The sequence below is a fragment of the Streptomyces sp. NPDC036764 genome, assembly GCF_055609385.1.
In genome coordinates, this window is the sequence record NZ_JBVJPT010000001.1 from 2,431,788 (window position 1) to 2,450,307 (window position 18,520).

Here is an 18,520-nt window from a genome sequence, read left to right on the forward strand (position 1 = left end):
AACGGTTGCAGTCCCCAACTGCTCGCAGAGGAGCAGCCGGTGAACGCGCGAGGCTCCTCCGCCCTGACCTTCGGTATGGCTGTGGCGCTCATCGCCGGAGTCACCCTCGGCAACGGCGGGGCGAACGTGATGCCCGTGTTCGTCGACGACTTCGCGTCACGCTTCGGGTTGTCGGACTCAGGCGCCGGGCTTGTGGCCGCTACTCAGCTGATGGCGACGGCGGTGGTGACGCTGTTGCTGGCCAAGCGGGCAGCACGGCCGGGGCGGGTGCGGATGACCCGCCTCGGACTCGCCCTCTCCGGTGCCGGCTTCCTGGCAGCGGCGGCGGCCGTCGACCCGGTGACCCTGGTCCTGGCCAACCTGGTCCTCGGCGCGGGGCTCGGCGCGGTCTACGCGGCGGCCACTGCGGCGCTCGCCGCCACCGACGACGCCGACAAGGCGTCCGCCGTCACCATCTCCGGCACGGTCGGCGTGACGGCGCTGCTGATCATGGGCGTACCCGCGGCCAACCACGACCTCGGGGAGGGCACCGGCTTCCTGCTCATGGCATTGTGCTGCCTCGCCGCCTGGCCGCTGGTGCGTCGGCTCCCGGACGGTCCCGCCACCGCGGAGCCCGGGTCCGCCGGTGGGGGAGAGGCGACCGCGACCAAACCGTCCGTGGTTCTGCTCCTCGGGACCGCGCTCCTGTGGACCGTCACCCAGGGCGCGTGGTCGTACGCCTCGGTCCTGGGCCGTCAGCACACGGGGATGTCGCACTCGGCCGTGTCGGCCGTCCTCGCCATCTCCAGTGTCGTGGCGCTCGTCGGCGCCGTGGTGGGGCCGGTGGCGGCGCGGCGCTTCGGGCGCATGCGGTCGATGGCCGTCTTCGTCACGGCACAGGCCCTCGCGATGGCGGCCCTGGTCCTCACCCACGACCCCGTCCTCTTCATCGTCGCGGCCGTCCTCTGGCAGGCCTGCCAACTGGCCGTCCTGGTGCAGATGCTCGCCGCCGCGGCGCTCATCGACCCGACCGGACGCCTGGTCGCCTCGCTCAGCGGCGCGGGCGCCCTGGGTACCGGCATCGGACCCCTGGCCGTCGGAGCCGTCCTCGACGCCGCCGGGGCCGACGTGCTCGGCATCGTCCTGGCGCTCGGCACCATCGTCGCCTCGCTGCCCCTTCTCCGGATGACGGTGGCCGGCACGCAGGCATCACCCGAGAAAGGGCTCGCGCCCTCCTCCTCCGCCGAGGCCGGGTGAGCACTTCAGCCGGGTCGTCCGACGCGGCGAAGGGCGTGGCCGAACCCGCGATCGAGACGCCGCATCACTGTCCGCAGACCTTCTGATATGGCACGTCGCCGACGTACGTCCGCCACTGTGCCCCGGTCGGTACAGGGCGTCCCGCGCGGGTGCAGACCTCGGCGACGGCCCGCCCCGGATCGATGACGTAGCGCTGGAGCGGGACGTGTGCGCCGGCCGCGTACACGGTCGTGCCGTCCGGGCTGAAGGACAGGGAGGCGACCGCGTCGCCGGGTGTGGTCAGTGGGTCGCCGAGGGGCTGCTGGGTCTGCGTGTCCCACAGTTGGAGCGTGCCCGCGGTGCCGCCGACGGCCAGAGTGCGGCCGTCGGGGCTGAACGCCGGCGCGCTGACCGATTCCGGGGTGGGGCCGAGCGAGGCGCGGAAGACGTTGCGCAGGATGCCCGCGCGCTGTCGCAGTCGCCCGTCCCACAAGGCGACTCTGCCCGCTCCGCCGCCTGCGGCCAGCCGCGAGCCGTCGGCGCTGAAGGCGAGTGCGCCGACCTCGTCGCCGAGGACGAGGTCCCGGCCGGTCATCGGATCCGAGGGCAGGGCGGCCCTGCGGTTGTCCGCGACCAGGAGGTGTCCGTCAGGGCTGACGGCGAGTGGCAGGCCGCTCAGGCCGGTCACGGTGGTGAGCACCCGGGTGCGGCGGGCGCGTGCGGTGTCCCAGACCTCGGTGTCCAGATCGCCGGAGGGCCCGACCCGACCTGCGTAGGCGGTACGGCCGGACGGGCCGAGCGCCAAGGTCACCACGGGGCCGGTGCCGGCGGTCGCCAGGTCCAGCCCGACACGTGCGCGGTCGTGTCGTACGTCCCAGAGCTCCAGATGCTGCGGTGACGCTTGACCGCACGGTGCCGAGACGCCGTAGGCGAACGTCGTGCCGTCGGCGTCGAACGCCATCAGCGGCAGGGTGTCCGTCGGCACGACCGGCTGACGGGGGTCGCGTGAGACCGGGAGCGGCGGCGCGGGCAGGATGCTCGGGACACGGCCGTCGCGGGTGGAGCGGAGCTGAAAGGTGTAACGGGAACCGGAGCGTCGGGCGGTGGCGAGGGTGCGACCGTCAGGGCTGAGCAGGAGTTTGTCGTAGGGACGGTCCTGCCAGGCGGAAGTGACCGCTGTGCCCAGGTCGAGAGAGTGGACCGTACTGCCTTCCAGGTAGCGCAGGACCGGGCGCGAGGGGTCCCAGTCCAGGCCGCCGTACGGCTGCTGGTTGTTCAGGTCGCGCCGGAACACCGGGGCGTCGGGGGCCGACAGCCGCCAGACCCGCACCTAGCTGTCGTCCGCTGTCGCAAGAAAGGCGCCGTCGGCGCTCAGGGCCGTGTGCTGCACGCCGGGATCATCCAGGTCGGCCACCTGGCGGCCGGTGCGGGTGTTCCAGACGCGGACGGCCGCGGACGACACGGACAGCAGGCGGTCGCCGGAGGCGCTCAGAGTCAGCGTCGTGGCGGCGTACGACACGCCCGTGAGCCCGTCGGCCGGGGCGCACAGGCCGGAGGTGTCCTCCCATGCGCCGGGCAGCCTGCGGCGGCCGGCGACGTCCCAGACCCGTGGTGTGCCGTGGGCGGGACAGACCGCGACGGACCGGCCGTCAGCTCTCAGGGCAGCGGCCACATCACCGGGTGACCTGGTCTCGAAGAGGACGTTGCCGTCGCTGACGGAACGCACCCGCACCCGGTCGTCGCCCGTGTCCCGGACCACCGCGGCGCCGTTGGCGATGTCCACCGTCGTCCATGGCGGCATGGGGTTCGAACCCCCTGTCCACCGGCCCGCCCTCGTGTCCCACAGCCGTACGCCGCCGCGCTGGGAGACGGCGAGGACGCGGCCGTCCGGGGCTGCCGCGATGACGTCGCCCTGCGGGAACCTGCCCGCCCCGGTCCTCTTGTGGCTGGCCACGTCCCAGGTCACCCAACGGCCGGAGGCGACGGTGAGCAGGGTACGGCCGGAGTCGGCGAGGAAGCGCCGGGGCGCGGTGCCGGAGGCCGGGTCGGTGAAGGCGTCCTGTTCGGGCTGGGTGAGCGAGCCCAGCAGGGCGCGGCGGGACTCGGGCAGCCGGGAGACGCGCCAGGCGGCGACGCCGAGCAGCATCGCGGTGCGCGGGTCGGTGGTGCGCGGGGCGTGGGCGACGGAGGCGATGCGGCGAGCGGCGGTGGCCGTGGCCTGCCGTCGTTGTCGACGTGCTGGCTCCAGGCGGCCAGGCCCACCACCAGTGCGGTGGCCAGGACGACGGACAGAGCCGTGAGCAGTGCGCGGGCCTACCTGAACACGCCCGCCATCGCCGCCAACCCGTGGACGCGACCCTGCAACCCGTCCGACCAGTGCCGGGACGGCAACGGGTAGAAGCCGTCCGCGATACCCGCCGCACGGCACCCGCGGCCCCTCGGTGACCGGCACCGAGGGGCCGCGTACTCGGGCAGTAGCGGCCTCCCCTTGGCCGCTGCGGTCCCCTCTGTGGCCGCAGGGGTCAGTTCCCGTCGGCCGCCCGGTGCATAGGTTCCCGGCAACACCTGAGACACCCGAGAAAGGAGGCGGACTGGTGAGTGAGAACCAGTACGACACCTGTGTGATCGGCGCGGGACCCGCGGGACTGGCGGTCGCGAGGGCGCTGGCCGAGCGCGACCTGCCGTACACGCACATCGAGCGCCACACGGGACCGGGCGGGCTGTGGGACATCGACAACCCGGGCACCCCGATGTACGAGTCGGCCCACTTCATCTCCAGCAAGACCCTCTCCGGCTTCGGCGGCTACCCGATGCCGGACCACTTCGCCGACTACCCGCCGCACCGGCAGATCCTGTCCTACCTGACGTCGTTCGCCGAGGCTTACGGGCTCCGGGACCGGATCGAGTTCGGCACCGAGGTCCGCAGCGTGGACAAGAACCCGGACGGCACCTGGACGGTCACCCGGGCCGACGGTCGGTCCGGCACACACCGACAGGTCGTCGTGTGCACGGGCGCGCAATGGCACCCCAACGTCCCCGACCTGCCCGGCGACTTCACCGGCGAGGTCCGCCACACGGTCACCTACCGAAGCAGCGGTGAACTGCTGGGCAAGCGGGTGCTGGTGGTGGGTGCGGGCAACTCCGGGCTGGACATCGCCTGCGACGCCGCGCGGTCCGCCGACCATGCCGCGATCAGCATGCGCCGTGGTTACTGGTTCATACCGAAGCATCTTTTCGGCCGGCCCGTGGACACCATCGCGGCGGGCGGACCCCACCTGCCGATGTGGGCGCAGCAGAAGCTGTTCGGCGGGTTGCTGCGGCTCCTCAACGGCGACCCGCGCAGGCTCGGTCTGCAAAAGCCCGACCATAAGCTGTTCGAGACCCACCCCGCCCTCAACTCGCTGCTGATCCACCACCTCCAGCACGGCGACATCACGGCCAGGCCCGGCATCGCCCGCACCGAGGGCAGGACGGTGCACTTCACCGACGGCACCAGCGACGAATTCGACCTGATCCTGCTGGCCACGGGATACGTCCACAAAGTCCCCGTCGTGCAGAAGTACTTCGGCGACGAGCAGCACCCCGACCTCTACCTGTCCTCGTTCTCCCGGGAACACGAGGGCCTGTTCGGTGTCGGCTTCGTGGAGACCAACTCCGGTGCCTACCAGCTCTTCGACAGCCAGGCCCAGTTGATCGCCTCCTTCATCCGGGACGCGAAGGCCGGGCTGCCGACCGCCGAGCGGTTCGCGCGCATGATCCGCGGCGACCGGCCGGACCTGTCCGGCGGACTGAAGTTCGTCGACTCGCCACGTCACACCGGCTACGTCCACAGCGACGCCTTCGTGAAGTACCTCGGCAAGGTCGCCGAAGGGATGGGCTGGCGCACCGCGGGCCTGCCGCCCCGGGCGACGTCCGCGCGACAGGAAGCGGTGGCGCCATGACGTACGACTTCCGTGACAAGGTCATCCTGGTGACCGGCGGTGCCGGAGGCATCGGCAGCGCCCTGTGCCACCGCTTCGCCGCGGGCGGTGCCCGTCTCGTCGTGGTCGACGTCGACGAGGTGCGGGCCAAGCGGACCGCCGCCGAGCTGCCGGCGAGCGGGCACGCCGGGCTGGGCTGCGACCTGCTGGACCGCGCCGGAGTGGAGCAGATGCTCGACGGCGTCGCGGCCACCCACGGCCGTATCGACGTCCTGGTGAACAACGTGGGCATGACCAGCTCCGAACGGTTCGACGTGCGCAGCGTCGAGAGCATCGAGCGGGAGATCGAGCTCAACCTGATCTCCCCGCTGGTCACGACACGGCTCGCCATCCCGCTGCTGCGGGCCTCCGGCGACCCCCGGGTCATCACGACCGTGTCCCTCGGCGGGATCTTCCCGCTGGGCGAGACCCCCCTCTACACCGCCTCGAAGTTCGGGCTGCGGGGCGCGATGCTCGCCATCGGGCTGGATCTGCGGGGCAAGGGCATCGAGGCCGGTTCGGTGCTGCCGTCGGCGACCGACACGCGGATGCTCCGTCAGGAGGCCGTCGAGGGCGGGAACTCCATGCAGTTCCAGGACGCGCCGCAGCAGCCGTCCGATGTCGTCAGGGCGGCTGTGAGCCTGCTGGACAAGCCTCGCCTGGAGGCCTACGTCAGACCGGGCGAGTCCCGGCTGGTGCGGTTCGCGATGCTGGCGCCGAACCTGCTGCCCCGGCTCTTCCCGCTGTTCCGCAAGCGCGGTGAGCGAGGCATGGCCCGCTATCTGGAGGACCTGCGCCGCAGGGGACTGGCCCGCCAGGTCGGCGGCCGGTGGGAACTGGTGGAGGAAGCATGAGCGGGACGCACATCACCGGCTCCGAGGAGACGCTCGATGTCGTCAATCCCGCGACGGGTGAGCTGATCACGACCGTGGCGGCGGCGAGCGAGCAGGACGTCGCACTGGCCGCCGAACGGGCGCACAAGGTCTTCGAGAGCGGCGTCTGGGCCGGCCGGCCCCCGCGGGAGCGGGCCGCTGTGCTGCTGCGCCTGGCCGGCCTCATGGAGCGCGACGCCGAAATCCTGGCCAGGCTGGACTGCGAGGACGCGGGTAAGCCGATCACGGAGTGCCGTACCGGCGACGTGCCCGGGGCGATCGAGTCGATGCGCTGGTTCGCGGAGGCGGCCGACAAGGTCTTCGGCCGCGTCGCCCCTACCGGGCACGACAGCGTGGGGCTGGTGAGCCGGGAACCGGTCGGGGTGGCCGCCGCGATCCTGCCCTGGAACTACCCGCTGGCGATGGCCGCCTGGAAGGTCGGGCCCGCGCTCGCCGCGGGCAACTCCCTGCTGCTCAAGCCCGCCGAGGCCACCCCGCGCTCCACCCTGCATCTGGCTGCACTGGCGGTTGAGGCAGGCCTGCCGGACGGCGTGCTCACCGTGCTGCCCGGCCACGGCACCGTCACCGGTACGGCCCTCGCCCGCAACCCCCTCGTGCGCGCACTGTCGTTCACCGGATCCACCGCCACCGGACGCCGCGTCCTGGCCGACGCGGCGCAGACCAACTTCAAGCGGGTCTCCTTGGAGATGGGCGGCAAGAGCCCCCAGGTCCTGATGCCGGACGCCCTCGAATACGGCGACGAACTGATCGACAACATGATCGAGGCCGCGTTCCTGACCATGGGGCAGAACTGCACCGCCGGCTCCCGCGTCCTGGTCCACCACAGCATCGCCGAGGAGGTGCTGGACCGGTTCACCCGGGCCGCGAAGAGCCTCACCATCGGCGACCCCGCCGACGCACGCACCCAGGTGGGGCCGCTCATCAGCCGTGCCGCCTTCGACCGGGTCGCGGCGGCGGTGGACGCGGCCCGATCTGCCGGAGCCCACATCCACACTGGCGGTCTGCCGCACGGTCTGCCGCCGCGCGGTGCCTACTATCCGCCCACCGTGATCAGCCGGGCTTCGGCGGGCAGCGACGTGCTCACCAAGGAACTGTTCGGCCCTGTGGTCACCGTCCAGACCTTCACCTCGGAGGACGAAGCGGTGCGGACGGCGAACGCCACCGAATACGGGCTCGCCGCCTCGGTCTGGACCCGCGACCTCGACGCCGCGCTCCGGCTCGCGCGGGGCATCGAAGCCGGGGTGGTCTCCGTCAACGCGTACAGCGAAGGCGACATCACCACCCCCTTCGGCGGGTGGAAGCAGTCGGGGTTCGGTGGCGCGGAGAAGTCCACCGACGCCTTCGCGCAGTGGACCAGGGAGAAGACCATCTGGATCCGCACGCGTTGACCGGGTGACCAGGTGACCGGGTGACCGGGTGACCAGGTGACCAGGTGACCAGGTGACAGGGTGACAGGGGGGCCAGGTGGCCCGCTGCTGCGTGGGCAGTCCGGTCACTGCTCCGCGGTCTCCTCGCGCAGCCGGGCCGGGCTCACCCCGTGCCAGCGGTGCACCGCACGCCGCAGCGCTCGCACGTCGGAGAAGCCCGCCTGCCGGGCGACGTCCCTCAGGGTCAGCCCGGGGCGGCGCAATAGCTGCTCGACCCGCTCGCGGCGCACCCCGTCGACGACCGCCTCGTACGTTGTGCCGCACTCGGCCAGGCGGCGGCGCAGCGTGCGCTCACTGGAAGCGTGCCGTCGGACCTGCTCGACGAAGGACGGCACGTCGGGCAGGCTCTGCGCGATCGAGATCTCCAGTACCTCCAGCAGATCCTGCTGGTCGCGTCTCGACGCCACCTGCTCCGCCAGCAGCTCCACGACGGCGGTGTAGGTGACCCGGTCGCGGCCCGGCATCGGCCGCCCGGCCCACGCCGTGGGGAACACCAAGCGGTTTCCCGCGGCGCGGAACCGTACCGGGCACCGGAACAGCTCGGTGAACGGCCCGCTGTCACGTGGGGCGGGAAAGGCGAACTCGACGCTCTGCGGCGCGAACTCCTCCCCGGAACTCAGCCGTGTGAGGGCGACGACGCTGGCGAAAGCCTCCTCCGCCAGGAAGACCGCGACCGCCGGATCGAGGGCGGGATCGGGCAGTTCGGCCCGCAGTGCGTAGCCGGCCTCCTCAGGCCCGGCCGACCAGACCACCATCGCCCCGGACAGGTTCTGGAAGCGCACGCCCGTCTCGATGGCCTCCCGCAGCGTATCCGCGGCCATCTGGGCGAACCCCAGCAGACCCCAGGAGGTCAGGTGCTGCGCGGCACCCACCCGCAGGCCCAGGTGAGCGTCACCGGTGAGCTCCAGCGCACGCCGGATGACGGCACTGCCCTGGCGGTAGGAGACCCGCAGCTCCGCCGAGCGCATCATCGCCTCGTCCAGCCCGACCTGTCTCAGCTCGGGCCGGAGGTCGACTCCGTACCCGTCGGTGACCGGCGTGAGACAGCGCAGAATGTTCGGCGGGATGGTCGCCGAGGTGCTGCGGCTGGTGCCCGGCGACTGGGCCGGGGCGGGGCTCTCGGACATGGCGTTCCTTGTGGCCGGGCTGTGCTCGCTGCGCACACAGTAGAAGGGTTCTCGCCCGAGGCGGCCCAGGAGGCGTCCTGACTCTGCTCGGTCTCAGTCCGTGCTGAGGGGAATCCGTAGCCGCACCCGGTAGCCGCCCTCCGTGGAAGGGCCCGACTCCAGGGCGCCGTGGAGGAGGTCGGCCCGTTCCCGCAGGCCGACCAGACCCTGCTGTGAACCGGGGAGGGAGAGGGAGGGGCGGGTGGGCGGTGTGTTGGTGACGGTCACTCCGACGTCGTCGCCGTCCTGCCACAGCTCGACGCAGGCCGTGGCTCCCGGGGCGTGCTTTCGGACGTTGGTCAACGCCTCCTGGACCGTGCGGTAGATGGCCCGCTGGGCGGGTGTGCCCACGGCGGGCGGAAGCTCACCCTTCAGCGCCGCGTGAGTGCCGCTTGACTCCACCAGTTTGCGCAGGTCGGCCAGGGTGGGCTGAGGAGTCAGCTCCGTTGCGCGGCCGCCGGAGGCGCGCAGCAGCGTGACCATGGTGCGCAGTTCGTCGAGTGTGGTGACGCTCAGCGAACGGATGGTGCGGGCGGCCTCTTTGGCGTCCGTGTCCGTGGTGGCGACCTGCAGTGCTCCGGCCCGTACGGCGATCAGGCTGACCTGGTGGGAGACGACGTCGTGCATTTCGCGGGCCAGTTGGGCGCGTTCGCGTGCCAGCACGGCCTGGGCGTGCAGTGCCCGCTCGTGCTCCCTGGCCTCCTCGATCTCGGCCAGCCGCCGCGCCAAGTCCCGCCTTGCCTGCACCAGTTGGCCGAGGAGGACCGGGGCGACAGCGGTCGCCAGGCTGTACACGAAGACGATCAGCGTCATGGTCCTGGTGACCTCGGTGAGGCCGGCCAGGGGCCACGGAATGCTGCTCGCTGTGGCGGACAGGGCGACGCACACCGCGAGGAGACGGCGGTTGCGCGAGCGTTCGGCCAGGGTGAACAGCGCCACGAGCGGAGCGACGGCGACATCCTGCGTCAGCGCGATGGGCAGGGTGAGCAGGAAGACACCGAGCGGGAACCGGCGCCGGAAGGCCAACGCTGCGCAGCCGATCGCGGCCAGCGCGACACCGAGCCGCGTGTCGTCCCACAGGTTCAGCCACACGTCCACGGCCGCCACGGCCACCAGGACGATGTCGATGACCGGCGCGGGAACACGCCGCCACAGCTCGCCTGCGCGGCTCATCGTCCGGCCTCCGGCTGCGGGCGCTCGTCCAGCAGCCCGGCCCGCTGCGCCAGCAGCGCGGCCTGCACCCGGCTCGTCACCCTGAGCTTCGTGAGGATCGCGCTGACATGGTCCTTCACCGTGCCGGCACCCAGGTGGATGCGTGCCCCGATGTCGGCGTTCGACAGCCCCTCGGCCACCAGGACGAGGACGTCGCGCTCGCGGGCGGTGAGCAGGCGGACGCGGGCCGCCTCCTCATCGACGGCCTTTCCGGTGCCGGGGTGGCTGTGCAGCAGGGTCCGGGACGCCTTGGGGGAGAGCACCACGCCACCGGCGGCCAGGGTGCGCACCAGATGGGCGAGCTGCTCCGGTTCGGTATCCTTGAGCAGGAAACCGGCCGCGCCGGAGTGCAACGCGGTCACGATGTACTCGTCGGCGTCGAAAGTGGTCAGCATCGCCACCACCGGAGCGTCGGGCATGCTCCGCAGCTCGCGCAGGACGGTGAGCCCGTCGACGTCGGGCATCCGGATGTCCAGCAGAACCACGTCGGGCCGCTCCCGGCGGACGGTCTCCACGGCGTCGCCCCCGCTCGCGGTCGCGACGACCTCGATGTCCTGCGAGGCGCCCAGAATGAGTTGGAAGCCCGAGCGGACCAGTGCCTCGTCGTCCACCACCACTACCCGGATCACGCGCGCTCCGCCTCACCTTCGCCCAGGCCGTCCGGCCCCTGCCGCATCGACCCTAAGGCCCCGCCGAGCCCCGGCGTCCCCGCGGACGGCAGCTCCAGCCACACGGCGGGGTAGCACCCACCAGTCGGCAGGGACACCGCAGCCTGCTGCCGGATACTCCATGATCGGCCCGGTCTCCAGCCTGAGGGGTATGACACAGCACGCAGACCCCTCGCTGCTCCCGGCCGAGGCGCCGTCCCCTGTACGCGAGTGCAGCAGGCCCTCGACCGGCGCGCCCGGCGTGGGCCGGCTGATCGCCGTGGACCTGGCCCGCGGCCTCGCCGTCTTCGGTATGTACGCCGCCCATGTGGGCGCCGACCCGAGCGTGGGCGGAGTGACCGGCTTCCTGATGGAGCTCTCTCACGGTCGCTCCTCCGCTCTCTTCGCCTTCTTGGCGGGCTTCGCCGTCGTGCTCATCACCGGGCGCACCACGCCGAAGACCGGGCGGGCCGGCCGCCAGGCGGTCGCCAAGGTGATCATCCGGGCCGTGATCCTGCTGGCCCTGGGCACCGCGCTGACCATGTCTGGCGCCCCGGTCGAGGTGATACTCGCGTTCTACGGCGTGTACTTCGTGCTCGTCCTGCCGCTGTACCGGCTCAGCGCCGGCCCTCTGGCGGTCATAGCGGCGGGCACGGCCCTCGTACTGCCCCAGGTGCTGTACGTAGTGAAGCGGGCGCTCGGCGGCGGCGGATTCCCCACGCCCGGTGAGCCCGACGGCCCGCTGTCCCTGCTCTTCACCGGAACCTATCCGGCCCTGACGTGGATTCCGTTCGTCATCGCGGGCATGGCCGTCGCCCGCCTCGACCTGGCAGCCACCGCCGTACGCCTGCGCCTCGCGCTGACCGGCATCGCGCTCGCGGTCTTCGGATATGGCGGCTCCTGGCTGGCCCTCCACCTCGTGCCGGGAGCGCTTTCGGCGCTGAGCACGTCCGGGTGGGGAGGCAACCCGGCGAGCGCATGGTGGTCCGACACGGCCGGTTACAACTTCGGCGACACTCCCTACTGGCTGCTGGCGGCCTCCCCGCACAGCGAGACGACCCTGTCGATCCTCGGCAACACCGGCGTGGCGATCACCGTGGTGACCGCCTGCCTCGCCGCCATGGACGCCTTCCCTCGCCTGCGCCGCCTGAGCGGGCCGGTCATCGCGGTCGGCTCCATGTCGCTGACGGCCTACGTGCTGCACATCATCGGCATCCGGCTCCTGGGCATCGAGGAACTGCCCGGCTCGCCCCTGCATGTGCTGGTCGGCTTCATCGTGGGTGTCATGGCGTTCGCGGTCATCTGGTCGCGGTACGTCGCACGCGGCCCTCTGGAGTGGCTGATGGCGAAGGCGACCGGCATCGCGCGCCACATCCGGTGAACTGGACGCCGGCGAACTCGCCCGCGGCCGAGGCGGTGCCCGCCCGGGAGCCGGGCGGACACCCGCCTCAACTCAGGACGTCGTACCGGTAACCGTGCTTCCCGAATTGGTCACGTAGTACGTCGCCGAGGCGCCGCTCCAGAACTGGAACGTGAGCTTCACGCGCGCGTTGTCCCCGAAGACGGCACCACAGGACGAAGGCACCACCGACCTCCTGGACCGTATGCGCAACGACATGGCCCCGAAGGCGGAACACGACACCGGCGCCGAGATCCTGGTCGGCGGAGCCATCGCCGCCTCCCAGGATTTCGCGGACACGGTCTCCAAGCGGCTGCCACTGTCGCCGTCGTGGTCAGCCTTTCGTCACTGCTGGTCTTCCGGTCGATCCTGATCCCCGTCAAGGCAGCCCTGCTCAACCTGCTCTCGATCACCGCCGCGCTCGGCGCCATGACCCTGGTGTTCCAGCACGGCTTGTTCGGGGTGCAGCCGGGCCCGGTCGACGCCTTCCTCGCCGTGCTGATCCTCGCGATCGTGTTCGGACTCTCCATGGACCACGAGGTGTTCCTGGTCTCGCGGATACACGAGGAGTGGGAGCGTACGAAGGATCACTCCGTCGCGGTACGGGAGGGACTGGCCTCCATCGGCAAGGTCATCACGGCGGCGGGGGCCATCATGATCGTGGTGCTCGGCGCCTTCATGCTGAGTGCCGATCGGACGCTCCAGCAGTTCGGCTTGGGCCTCGCGGTGGCGATCCTGATGGACGCCCTGGCCATCCGCTGCCTGATGGTCCCGGCCATCATGGAGCTGATGGGTAAGTGGGCATGGTGGCTGCCCGCCCCGCGGCTGCCCAAGGTGGCACTCGAACGCCCCGCGGACAGCCGGCAATCAGCCCCGCGAGAGCCCGCACCTGAATAGGTGGCTTCCCTGCTCGTAGCCGTGGGACGGCCGACTCCGGGCACGGCCTGCAAGCTCCGGCCCGTCGGGATCAGGTCGGTCATCGCCGCTGCGGCAGTGAACGGGAAGTGCCGGGCGGTGCGGTCGCCGGGGCGGGGTGCCGCCCCGGCGTCCGGTCAGCGGGTGGCGAGGAACTCGAGCGTGTCGATCACGCGGTTCGAGAAGCCCCACTCGTTGTCGTACCAGGCGACCACCTTGACGTGGCGGCCGTCGACGCGGGTGAGGGCCGAGTCGAAGATCGACGAGGCGGGGTTGCCCACGATGTCGGACGACACCAGCGGGTCCTCCGAGTACTCCAGGACACCGGCGAGCGGCCCTTCCGCCGCGGCGCGGTACGCCGCCAGCACGTCGTCGCGCGTCACGTCACGGGCGACGGTCGTGTTGAGTTCGACGATCGAGCCGACCGGCACCGGTACGCGGATCGAGTCGCCCGACAGTTTGCCGTCGAGGTTCGGCAGCACCAGGCCGATCGCCTTGGCGGCGCCGGTCGTGGTCGGCACGATGTTGACGCCGGCGGCCCGGGCACGACGGGCGTCGCGATGCGGACCGTCCTGCAGGTTCTGCTCCTGCGTGTAGGCGTGCACCGTCGTCATGAACCCGTGCTCGATACCGGCGAGGTCGTCGAGCACCTTGGCCAGCGGCGCGAGCGCGTTGGTGGTGCAGGAGGCGTTCGAGACGATCGTGTGTACGGCCGGGTCGTAGGCGTCGGTGTTGACCCCGAACGCGAGCGTGACGTCGGCGCCGTCCGAGGGCGCGCTCACGAGTACCTTCTTCGCCCCCGCGTCGAGGTGGGCGCGGGCGGCCTTGGCCGAGGTGAAGCGGCCGGTGGCTTCCAGGACGATGTCGACGCCGAGTTCGGCCCACGGCAGCTCCGCCGGCTCGCGCTCGGCCAGCACCGTGATCCGACGGCCGTCGACGACGAGGGCGTCCCCGTCGACGGTCACCGGGCGCCCGAGCCGGCCGGCCGTGCTGTCGTAGGCGAGGAGCCGGGCGAGAGTGGCGGGCTCGGTGAGGTCGTTGACGGCGACGATCTCGAGGGTGCTGTCGCGCTCCAGCAGTGCGCGCAGCACATTGCGTCCGATGCGGCCGAATCCGTTGATGGCGATGCGAGTCATGAGTGATGTCCCTTCCCTTCGCCATCAGGGTCGCCCGCGGCTCGCGCCGCTGACAGTGGCGGGATCGCCATGGTTCAAAAGGATCTCGCCACGCGGCGCCTGGGTGGCGCGCGTCCCGCCACGGTCGGGCTGTGCGCTGGGGCTACTCGCCCCGGGTGAAGGTGCGCCGGTACTCGCTCGGTGTGGTGCCGAGGATGCGCTGGAAGTGCAGGCGCAGGTTCGCGCCGGTGCCGAGCCCGATGTCGGCGGCGATCTGTTCGACGCTGCGCTGCGAGCGCTCGAGCAGCTCGCGGGCCAGGTCGATGCGGGCGCGCATCACCCACTGCATCGGCGTGTAGCCGGTCTCCTCGACGAAGCGCCGGGAGAACGTACGCGGCGAGACCCCTGCCTGCCGCGCCATTATGTCGAGGGTGAGGGGCTCGTCGAGCCGGTGCAGCGCCCACTCGCGGGTGGCGGCGAAGCGCTCGCCGAGCGGCTCGGGGACGCTGCGCGGCACGTACTGGGCCTGGCCGCCGCTGCGGTAGGGGGCCGCGACCAGACGCCGGGCCGCGTGGTTGGACGCGGCCACTCCGAGGTCGCCGCGCAGGATGTGCAGGCACAGGTCGATGCCGGAGGCGGCGCCGGCCGAGGTGAGCACGCTGCCCTCGTCCACGAACAGCACGTTCTCGTCGACCTGGATGAGCGGATGCCTGGCCACGAGCGCCCGCGTGTAGTGCCAGTGCGTCGTGGCGCGCCGGCCGTCGAGCAGGCCCGTGGCGGCGAGCGCGAAGGCGCCCGTCGAGATGGCGGCGAGCCGCGCGCCCCGGTCGTGGGCGGCGATCAGTGCGTCGACGACGGCCTGCGGCGGATCGTCGCGGTCCGGGAACCGGTAGCCGGGGACGAAGACGATGTCGGCCCACGCGAGCGCGTCGAGGCCGTGGGCGACGTAGTACGCGAGGCCGTCGCCGCCGGTCACCAGACCCGGTGCCGCCCCGCAAACCCGCACCTCGTACGGCATGCTCGCGCGGGTCGTGAAGACCTGCGCCGGAATTCCGACATCGAGCGGCTTCGCACCCTCGAGCACAAGGACGGCGACGCGATGCAGGCGGGAGGCTGGCACAGGAAGAGGTTACGTGGGCCGTGACTTCGAGACGCCACCGCGCGGACGGGGCAGGCGACACGCCGCCCGGGCGGTCGTCCGCCCTGCTGCCCACCGTCCGTCCCACCCTTCCGCACCGGCGGAAGGTGGGCGAGCGCCGGCCATGCCCGAGGTCCTCCGGTGGCCCGCCGGCGTTCTGCTTGTATCGAGCGTTTGACACAAGATTTCGACCAGGGCATCTTGTACCCACTGTTTGGTACAAGATGATCTGGGGGATCTCCACGTGCTCGACACCGTCCCGCTCCAGTCCCGGCTTCTCGACCACGCCGACCACTACGCCCGCTGGTCGGCCTGGCCATCGGAATCGGGGCCGCACAGCAGTTGGTCACGATGGAGAGCGGCGACATCACGACCCCCCTGGTGTTCGCCATCACCGCTTTCGGCATGTGTGCCGTGGGAGGTGTCCTGCTCGGTGACGCCCTGACCCTGCGTCCCCAGGAAGCGGTGCGCACCGCGAGTCTCGCCCCGCGTCTGGTCCGGGACCACGTGCCGCCCCGCATGGCACCCCTGCTTCTTCTGCAGGCGGTCTCCCTCGTCGCTCTGCTGGTCATGGGCGCCGTCACGGCCTCATCCGGCCCCGACCGGATAGGCGGAGCGGGGCGCGTCATCACCGTCGCCTGCGAAGGGATGAGCGCATCCCTCGGTCCCTTGCCCGGCCTGTACTACAGCGGCCCGATGTTCGCCGCCCTCGCGGTCGGAACCCCCGCCTGCGTCTGGGCCCTACGCCGTATCGCCTTCGGGCCGGGCGACTACCAGCAGCGCCGCGACCGCGCGTGGGCGATCGCGGGAGCCTGGGGGCTGTTGGTGTCCAGTCAGGTGCTCCTCGTCGTTCTGATGCTTCTCATCGCGCTCACGGAGAGGGCCTGCGCCGGCGTTCTGGGCGCCGTCACCATCGTGGCGATCTGTCCCCTGGGTCTGTTGAGCGTGTTCACATTCGGGTGGTCCCTGGTAACCGTGGTGGCTCCGCGGGCAGTTGACGACGAGGTAGCAGACGATGGGACCTACGACGATGAGTGACCGCGCCGTCCGCGTCGACACCACGAGCCAGGTACCGCCGTACGAACAGATCCCTGCCCAGCTCGCCGCACTCATTCGCACCGGCCGGCTGACCGAGGGCGAGCGCCTGCCGACCGTACGCCAGCTCGCTGCCGACCTCGGTCTGGCGCCGGGCACCGTGGCCCGCGCCTACCGCGAGCTGGAGGCCGCCGAACTGATCCGCACCCGCCGAGGCGCGGGTACCAGGGTCGCGGCGCTCCCGTCCGGGCCGCACGCCCACGATGCCCACCAACTCGGCACCCTGGCCCGGGACGTCACCTCCGCCGCCCGAGCGCTCGGAGCCCACACCGAGGACATCCTGACCGCCGTCCGCAACGCCCTGAACACGGGGCCGGCCCCTGCACCGGCCACCGTCGACAACGGAGCGGGTGCCCCCAAGACGACTGAGGCGTCCGTGAAGTTCACGGGCGTGAGGCAAGGACGTGAGCAGCAGGCGTAGTCGACGGACGTCGCAGGCCGCGGGGCGAGAGGCCCCGGTGCGAGTCCGTCGAGCTGTGCCCGGCTCGACCAACCGGCTGCCATACGAGACCACGAGAAGTCGGGCTACATCGGCTGGTGTTCCGGCCTCCGAAGTCCGGGCCGGCGTGGTCCTGGCTGGAAGGGCCGGCGTATGAAGTTATCGTCCGGGCTGCTGAATCCTGGTCGGCCGTAGCTGAGGTTCGGGATACGGCCGGGCGGCTGGCTGGCCGGTGGGGTGCGGTGCGCAGCCGCAGCCTTGCCGGGGTCGGAGAGCGCCTCCCGAAGGAAGGGCAGGATGCCGCGCGGTGCAGAATGGCCCCGCACCAACGGGAGGGGAACGTGAACAGACTCAAGAGCTTCATCGGGCGGGGCTCGGTCATTGTGGTCGCGATATCAGCGCTCACAGCCTGCGCTGGTGATGACAAGGGCGAGGCATTCCAACTCGCCCGGGATGCCTGCACGATGGAGTTCCCCGAGGTCTCCGGTGATCCGCTGATAGACGCCGCGGCTCGGCAGGAGTCCCGAGACAGGGTGCTTCCGCTCATGGAGAAGGCAGCCGACAAGGCGGCCCAGGCCGCCCGCCTCGACGACACCTGGCAGCCTCTCGCTACGGCGTTCAATCGGAGCGCCGAACTCGCCTCGGTCACCGTTGAACTGGGTGACCTGCGGGGCAGCCAGCTTGACGGTGACTACAGCGATCCCGCGGGCGCTGACAAGGACAGCCAGCTCGACGAGCGACGCACCAAGCTGATCAACAGGCTGGACGAGCCGAGTATCACCGGCGAGTGCCGGAAGACGACGGGGGAGTAATCGAGGCTGGGGCCGGCGTTGGGGCCAGCACGCCCGGGGCAGCGCGAGGCCGCGCCGTGAGTGCCGCCAGGGCGGCCAGTCAATGGTGTCGGTGACCTCACCGGCTACAACGTCCATCCCGATCGCGAGCATCTGGTGCGGGCTCGAGTTGGTCGGCAGCCGATCCTTCGGCAGCGACCTGATTGGCTGAGTCGCTCGCAGCGCGGCCCCCTAGGGCCTGTCCGGAGTTGCGATCAGCACGCTTCGGCATCGCTAATACTTAGCGAGTATGCTAAGTATTAGTGGTGTACGAATCCGCCAATCGCGAGCCCTCGGCCGCGTATGACCGGGCCTTCGCCGCCCTCTCCCACCCGACACGCCGCCAGATATTGATCACCCTCCACTTCGGGGGCGGGGCCATGGGCGCGGGTGCCATTGCCCGCATGTTCGAGCACGCATGGCCAACGATCAGCCGACACCTACAGGTCATGGAGGATGCCGGACTGATCACCCATGAACGTCACGGACGTGAACGGACCTACCGCATGAACCGGAAACGTCTTGAGCTACTGACCGACTGGCTCGGCCTCATGCAAGGGCACGACTCCAACCCATCCGAACTCCAGGAGCAAGACCGCGATGACCCCTAACACCGATACGCCCAGCCTGTTCCGCCTCAACATCGAGGTGGCCGGCCTGAAAGAGGCGGAAGCGTTCTACGCGACGATGCTCGGAGTGACAGGACGCGGGCAGGCAGGCTCGCGCTGCTACTTCACTTGCGGCCCGGTCACGCTTCAGGTACTGGATGTCTCCGGTCATGGGGCCGTCCACCCGCTTCCCAAGTCGCTCTACTTCACCGTCGATGACATTGAGTCGATCTTCGAGCGCGCCCGCGAGCTGGACTGTCTCTCTGCCGAGCAGGTACACGGCGCGCCCGGAGGTGAGATCGCTGTGCGGCCGTGGGGAGAGCGTTCCTTCTATGTTGAGGACCCCTGGGGCAACTCACTCTGTTTCGTCGAGGCAGGCACCGTGTACGAAGGCTGACTCTGCCAAGAACCGACGTGACCGGTGTCCCGGCGCGAACGATTCCCGTGGTCAATGACCTGACA

At 71.0% G+C, this 18,520-nt stretch carries 17 protein-coding genes and 2 pseudogenes; 11 read left to right on the forward strand and 8 right to left on the reverse strand.

Annotation, left to right across the window (positions count from 1 at the left end):
- Positions 1-39 precede the first annotated feature (39 nt).
- Complete coding sequence (locus ACZ69Q_RS09975) at positions 40-1,236, forward strand: MFS transporter (RefSeq protein WP_471039216.1); 1,197 nt, start codon at positions 40-42, stop codon at positions 1,234-1,236.
- 64 nt (positions 1,237-1,300) lie between these two features.
- Here the strand turns inward: ACZ69Q_RS09975 and ACZ69Q_RS09980 are convergent, their stop codons facing one another.
- Together ACZ69Q_RS09980 and ACZ69Q_RS09985 are read right to left on the reverse strand one after the other, a co-directional pair.
- The gene (locus tag ACZ69Q_RS09980; protein ID WP_471039220.1) at positions 1,301-2,545 is read right to left on the reverse strand and encodes a WD40 repeat domain-containing protein; all 1,245 of its coding nucleotides are present in this window, start codon (positions 2,543-2,545) and stop codon (positions 1,301-1,303) included.
- On the reverse strand, positions 2,546-3,361 hold the full coding sequence (locus ACZ69Q_RS09985; protein WP_471039223.1) for a WD40 repeat domain-containing protein: 816 nt from the start codon (positions 3,359-3,361) through the stop codon (positions 2,546-2,548).
- Between the two features lie 448 nt (positions 3,362-3,809).
- Here ACZ69Q_RS09985 and ACZ69Q_RS09990 point away from each other — a divergent pair, with 448 nt between their 5' ends.
- Genes ACZ69Q_RS09990 through ACZ69Q_RS10000 form a run of 3 tightly spaced genes read left to right on the forward strand, consistent with a single transcriptional unit; the run spans position 3,810 to position 7,455 of the window.
- Positions 3,810-5,156, forward strand: a complete 1,347-nt coding sequence (locus tag ACZ69Q_RS09990; protein WP_471039225.1) for a flavin-containing monooxygenase — start codon at positions 3,810-3,812, stop codon at positions 5,154-5,156.
- Entirely contained in the window at positions 5,153-6,028 is an 876-nt protein-coding gene (locus ACZ69Q_RS09995) for an SDR family NAD(P)-dependent oxidoreductase (RefSeq protein WP_471039227.1), read from the forward strand. The genes ACZ69Q_RS09990 and ACZ69Q_RS09995 overlap by 4 nt, the downstream gene beginning before the upstream one ends.
- Positions 6,025-7,455 carry an aldehyde dehydrogenase family protein gene (locus ACZ69Q_RS10000; protein ID WP_471039229.1) on the forward strand — a complete coding sequence of 477 codons (1,431 nt, stop codon included), beginning with the start codon at positions 6,025-6,027 and terminating at the stop codon, positions 7,453-7,455. The genes ACZ69Q_RS09995 and ACZ69Q_RS10000 overlap by 4 nt, the downstream gene beginning before the upstream one ends.
- 104 nt (positions 7,456-7,559) lie before the next feature.
- Here ACZ69Q_RS10000 and ACZ69Q_RS10005 read toward each other — a convergent pair whose 3' ends face one another.
- From ACZ69Q_RS10005 to ACZ69Q_RS10015, 3 genes are all read right to left on the reverse strand, one after another.
- Entirely contained in the window at positions 7,560-8,621 is a 1,062-nt protein-coding gene (locus ACZ69Q_RS10005; protein ID WP_471039232.1) for an AraC family transcriptional regulator, read from the reverse strand.
- A 93-nt stretch (positions 8,622-8,714) separates the two neighbouring features.
- Positions 8,715-9,833 (reverse strand): sensor histidine kinase, encoded by a 1,119-nt coding sequence (locus tag ACZ69Q_RS10010; protein ID WP_471039235.1) that lies wholly within the window; start codon positions 9,831-9,833, stop codon positions 8,715-8,717.
- A complete protein-coding gene (locus tag ACZ69Q_RS10015; protein ID WP_471039237.1) occupies positions 9,830-10,501 on the reverse strand; it encodes a response regulator in 672 nt (223 codons plus the stop codon). Before ACZ69Q_RS10015 ends, ACZ69Q_RS10010 begins: the two co-directional genes overlap by 4 nt.
- 190 nt (positions 10,502-10,691) lie before the next feature.
- Between ACZ69Q_RS10015 and ACZ69Q_RS10020 the strand changes: the two genes are divergently transcribed.
- Positions 10,692-11,900 carry a DUF418 domain-containing protein gene (locus ACZ69Q_RS10020; RefSeq protein ID WP_471039239.1) on the forward strand — a complete coding sequence of 403 codons (1,209 nt, stop codon included), beginning with the start codon at positions 10,692-10,694 and terminating at the stop codon, positions 11,898-11,900.
- Positions 11,901-11,972: 72 nt separating this feature from the next.
- Here the strand turns inward: ACZ69Q_RS10020 and ACZ69Q_RS10025 are convergent, their stop codons facing one another.
- A complete protein-coding gene (locus ACZ69Q_RS10025; RefSeq protein ID WP_471039242.1) occupies positions 11,973-12,137 on the reverse strand; it encodes a hypothetical protein in 165 nt (54 codons plus the stop codon).
- Between ACZ69Q_RS10025 and ACZ69Q_RS10030 the strand changes: the two are divergent.
- Positions 12,076-12,815 (forward strand): annotated as a pseudogene (locus ACZ69Q_RS10030) (MMPL family transporter); the annotation flags it as partial. The gene ACZ69Q_RS10025 and the pseudogene ACZ69Q_RS10030 overlap by 62 nt on opposite strands.
- Positions 12,816-12,970: 155 nt before the next feature.
- Here the strand turns inward: ACZ69Q_RS10030 and gap are convergent.
- Both gap and ACZ69Q_RS10040 read right to left on the reverse strand, forming a co-directional pair.
- The gene (gene gap / locus ACZ69Q_RS10035; RefSeq protein ID WP_471039244.1) at positions 12,971-13,969 is read right to left on the reverse strand and encodes a type I glyceraldehyde-3-phosphate dehydrogenase; all 999 of its coding nucleotides are present in this window, start codon (positions 13,967-13,969) and stop codon (positions 12,971-12,973) included.
- Positions 13,970-14,111: 142 nt separating this feature from the next.
- Positions 14,112-15,068, reverse strand: a complete 957-nt coding sequence (locus ACZ69Q_RS10040) for a GlxA family transcriptional regulator (RefSeq protein WP_471039247.1) — start codon at positions 15,066-15,068, stop codon at positions 14,112-14,114.
- Between the two features lie 369 nt (positions 15,069-15,437).
- Here ACZ69Q_RS10040 and ACZ69Q_RS10045 point away from each other — a divergent pair, with 369 nt between their 5' ends.
- The 5 genes and pseudogenes from ACZ69Q_RS10045 (at position 15,438) to ACZ69Q_RS10065 (ending at position 18,455) form a co-directional block, all read left to right on the forward strand.
- Positions 15,438-16,124: a hypothetical protein gene (locus tag ACZ69Q_RS10045; protein WP_471039250.1), complete on the forward strand. Its 687-nt coding sequence runs from the start codon at positions 15,438-15,440 to the stop codon at positions 16,122-16,124.
- Positions 16,117-16,494 (forward strand): annotated as a pseudogene (locus ACZ69Q_RS10050) (GntR family transcriptional regulator); the annotation flags it as partial. The gene ACZ69Q_RS10045 and the pseudogene ACZ69Q_RS10050, both read left to right, overlap by 8 nt.
- Positions 16,495-16,961: 467 nt before the next feature.
- Positions 16,962-17,432 (forward strand): hypothetical protein, encoded by a 471-nt coding sequence (locus tag ACZ69Q_RS10055; RefSeq protein ID WP_471039253.1) that lies wholly within the window; start codon positions 16,962-16,964, stop codon positions 17,430-17,432.
- A 281-nt stretch (positions 17,433-17,713) separates the two neighbouring features.
- Positions 17,714-18,061 carry an ArsR/SmtB family transcription factor gene (locus tag ACZ69Q_RS10060; protein ID WP_471039256.1) on the forward strand — a complete coding sequence of 116 codons (348 nt, stop codon included), beginning with the start codon at positions 17,714-17,716 and terminating at the stop codon, positions 18,059-18,061.
- Positions 18,051-18,455 (forward strand): VOC family protein, encoded by a 405-nt coding sequence (locus ACZ69Q_RS10065; RefSeq protein ID WP_471039259.1) that lies wholly within the window; start codon positions 18,051-18,053, stop codon positions 18,453-18,455. The genes ACZ69Q_RS10060 and ACZ69Q_RS10065 overlap by 11 nt, the downstream gene beginning before the upstream one ends.
- The last annotated feature ends 65 nt before the right edge of the window (positions 18,456-18,520 follow it).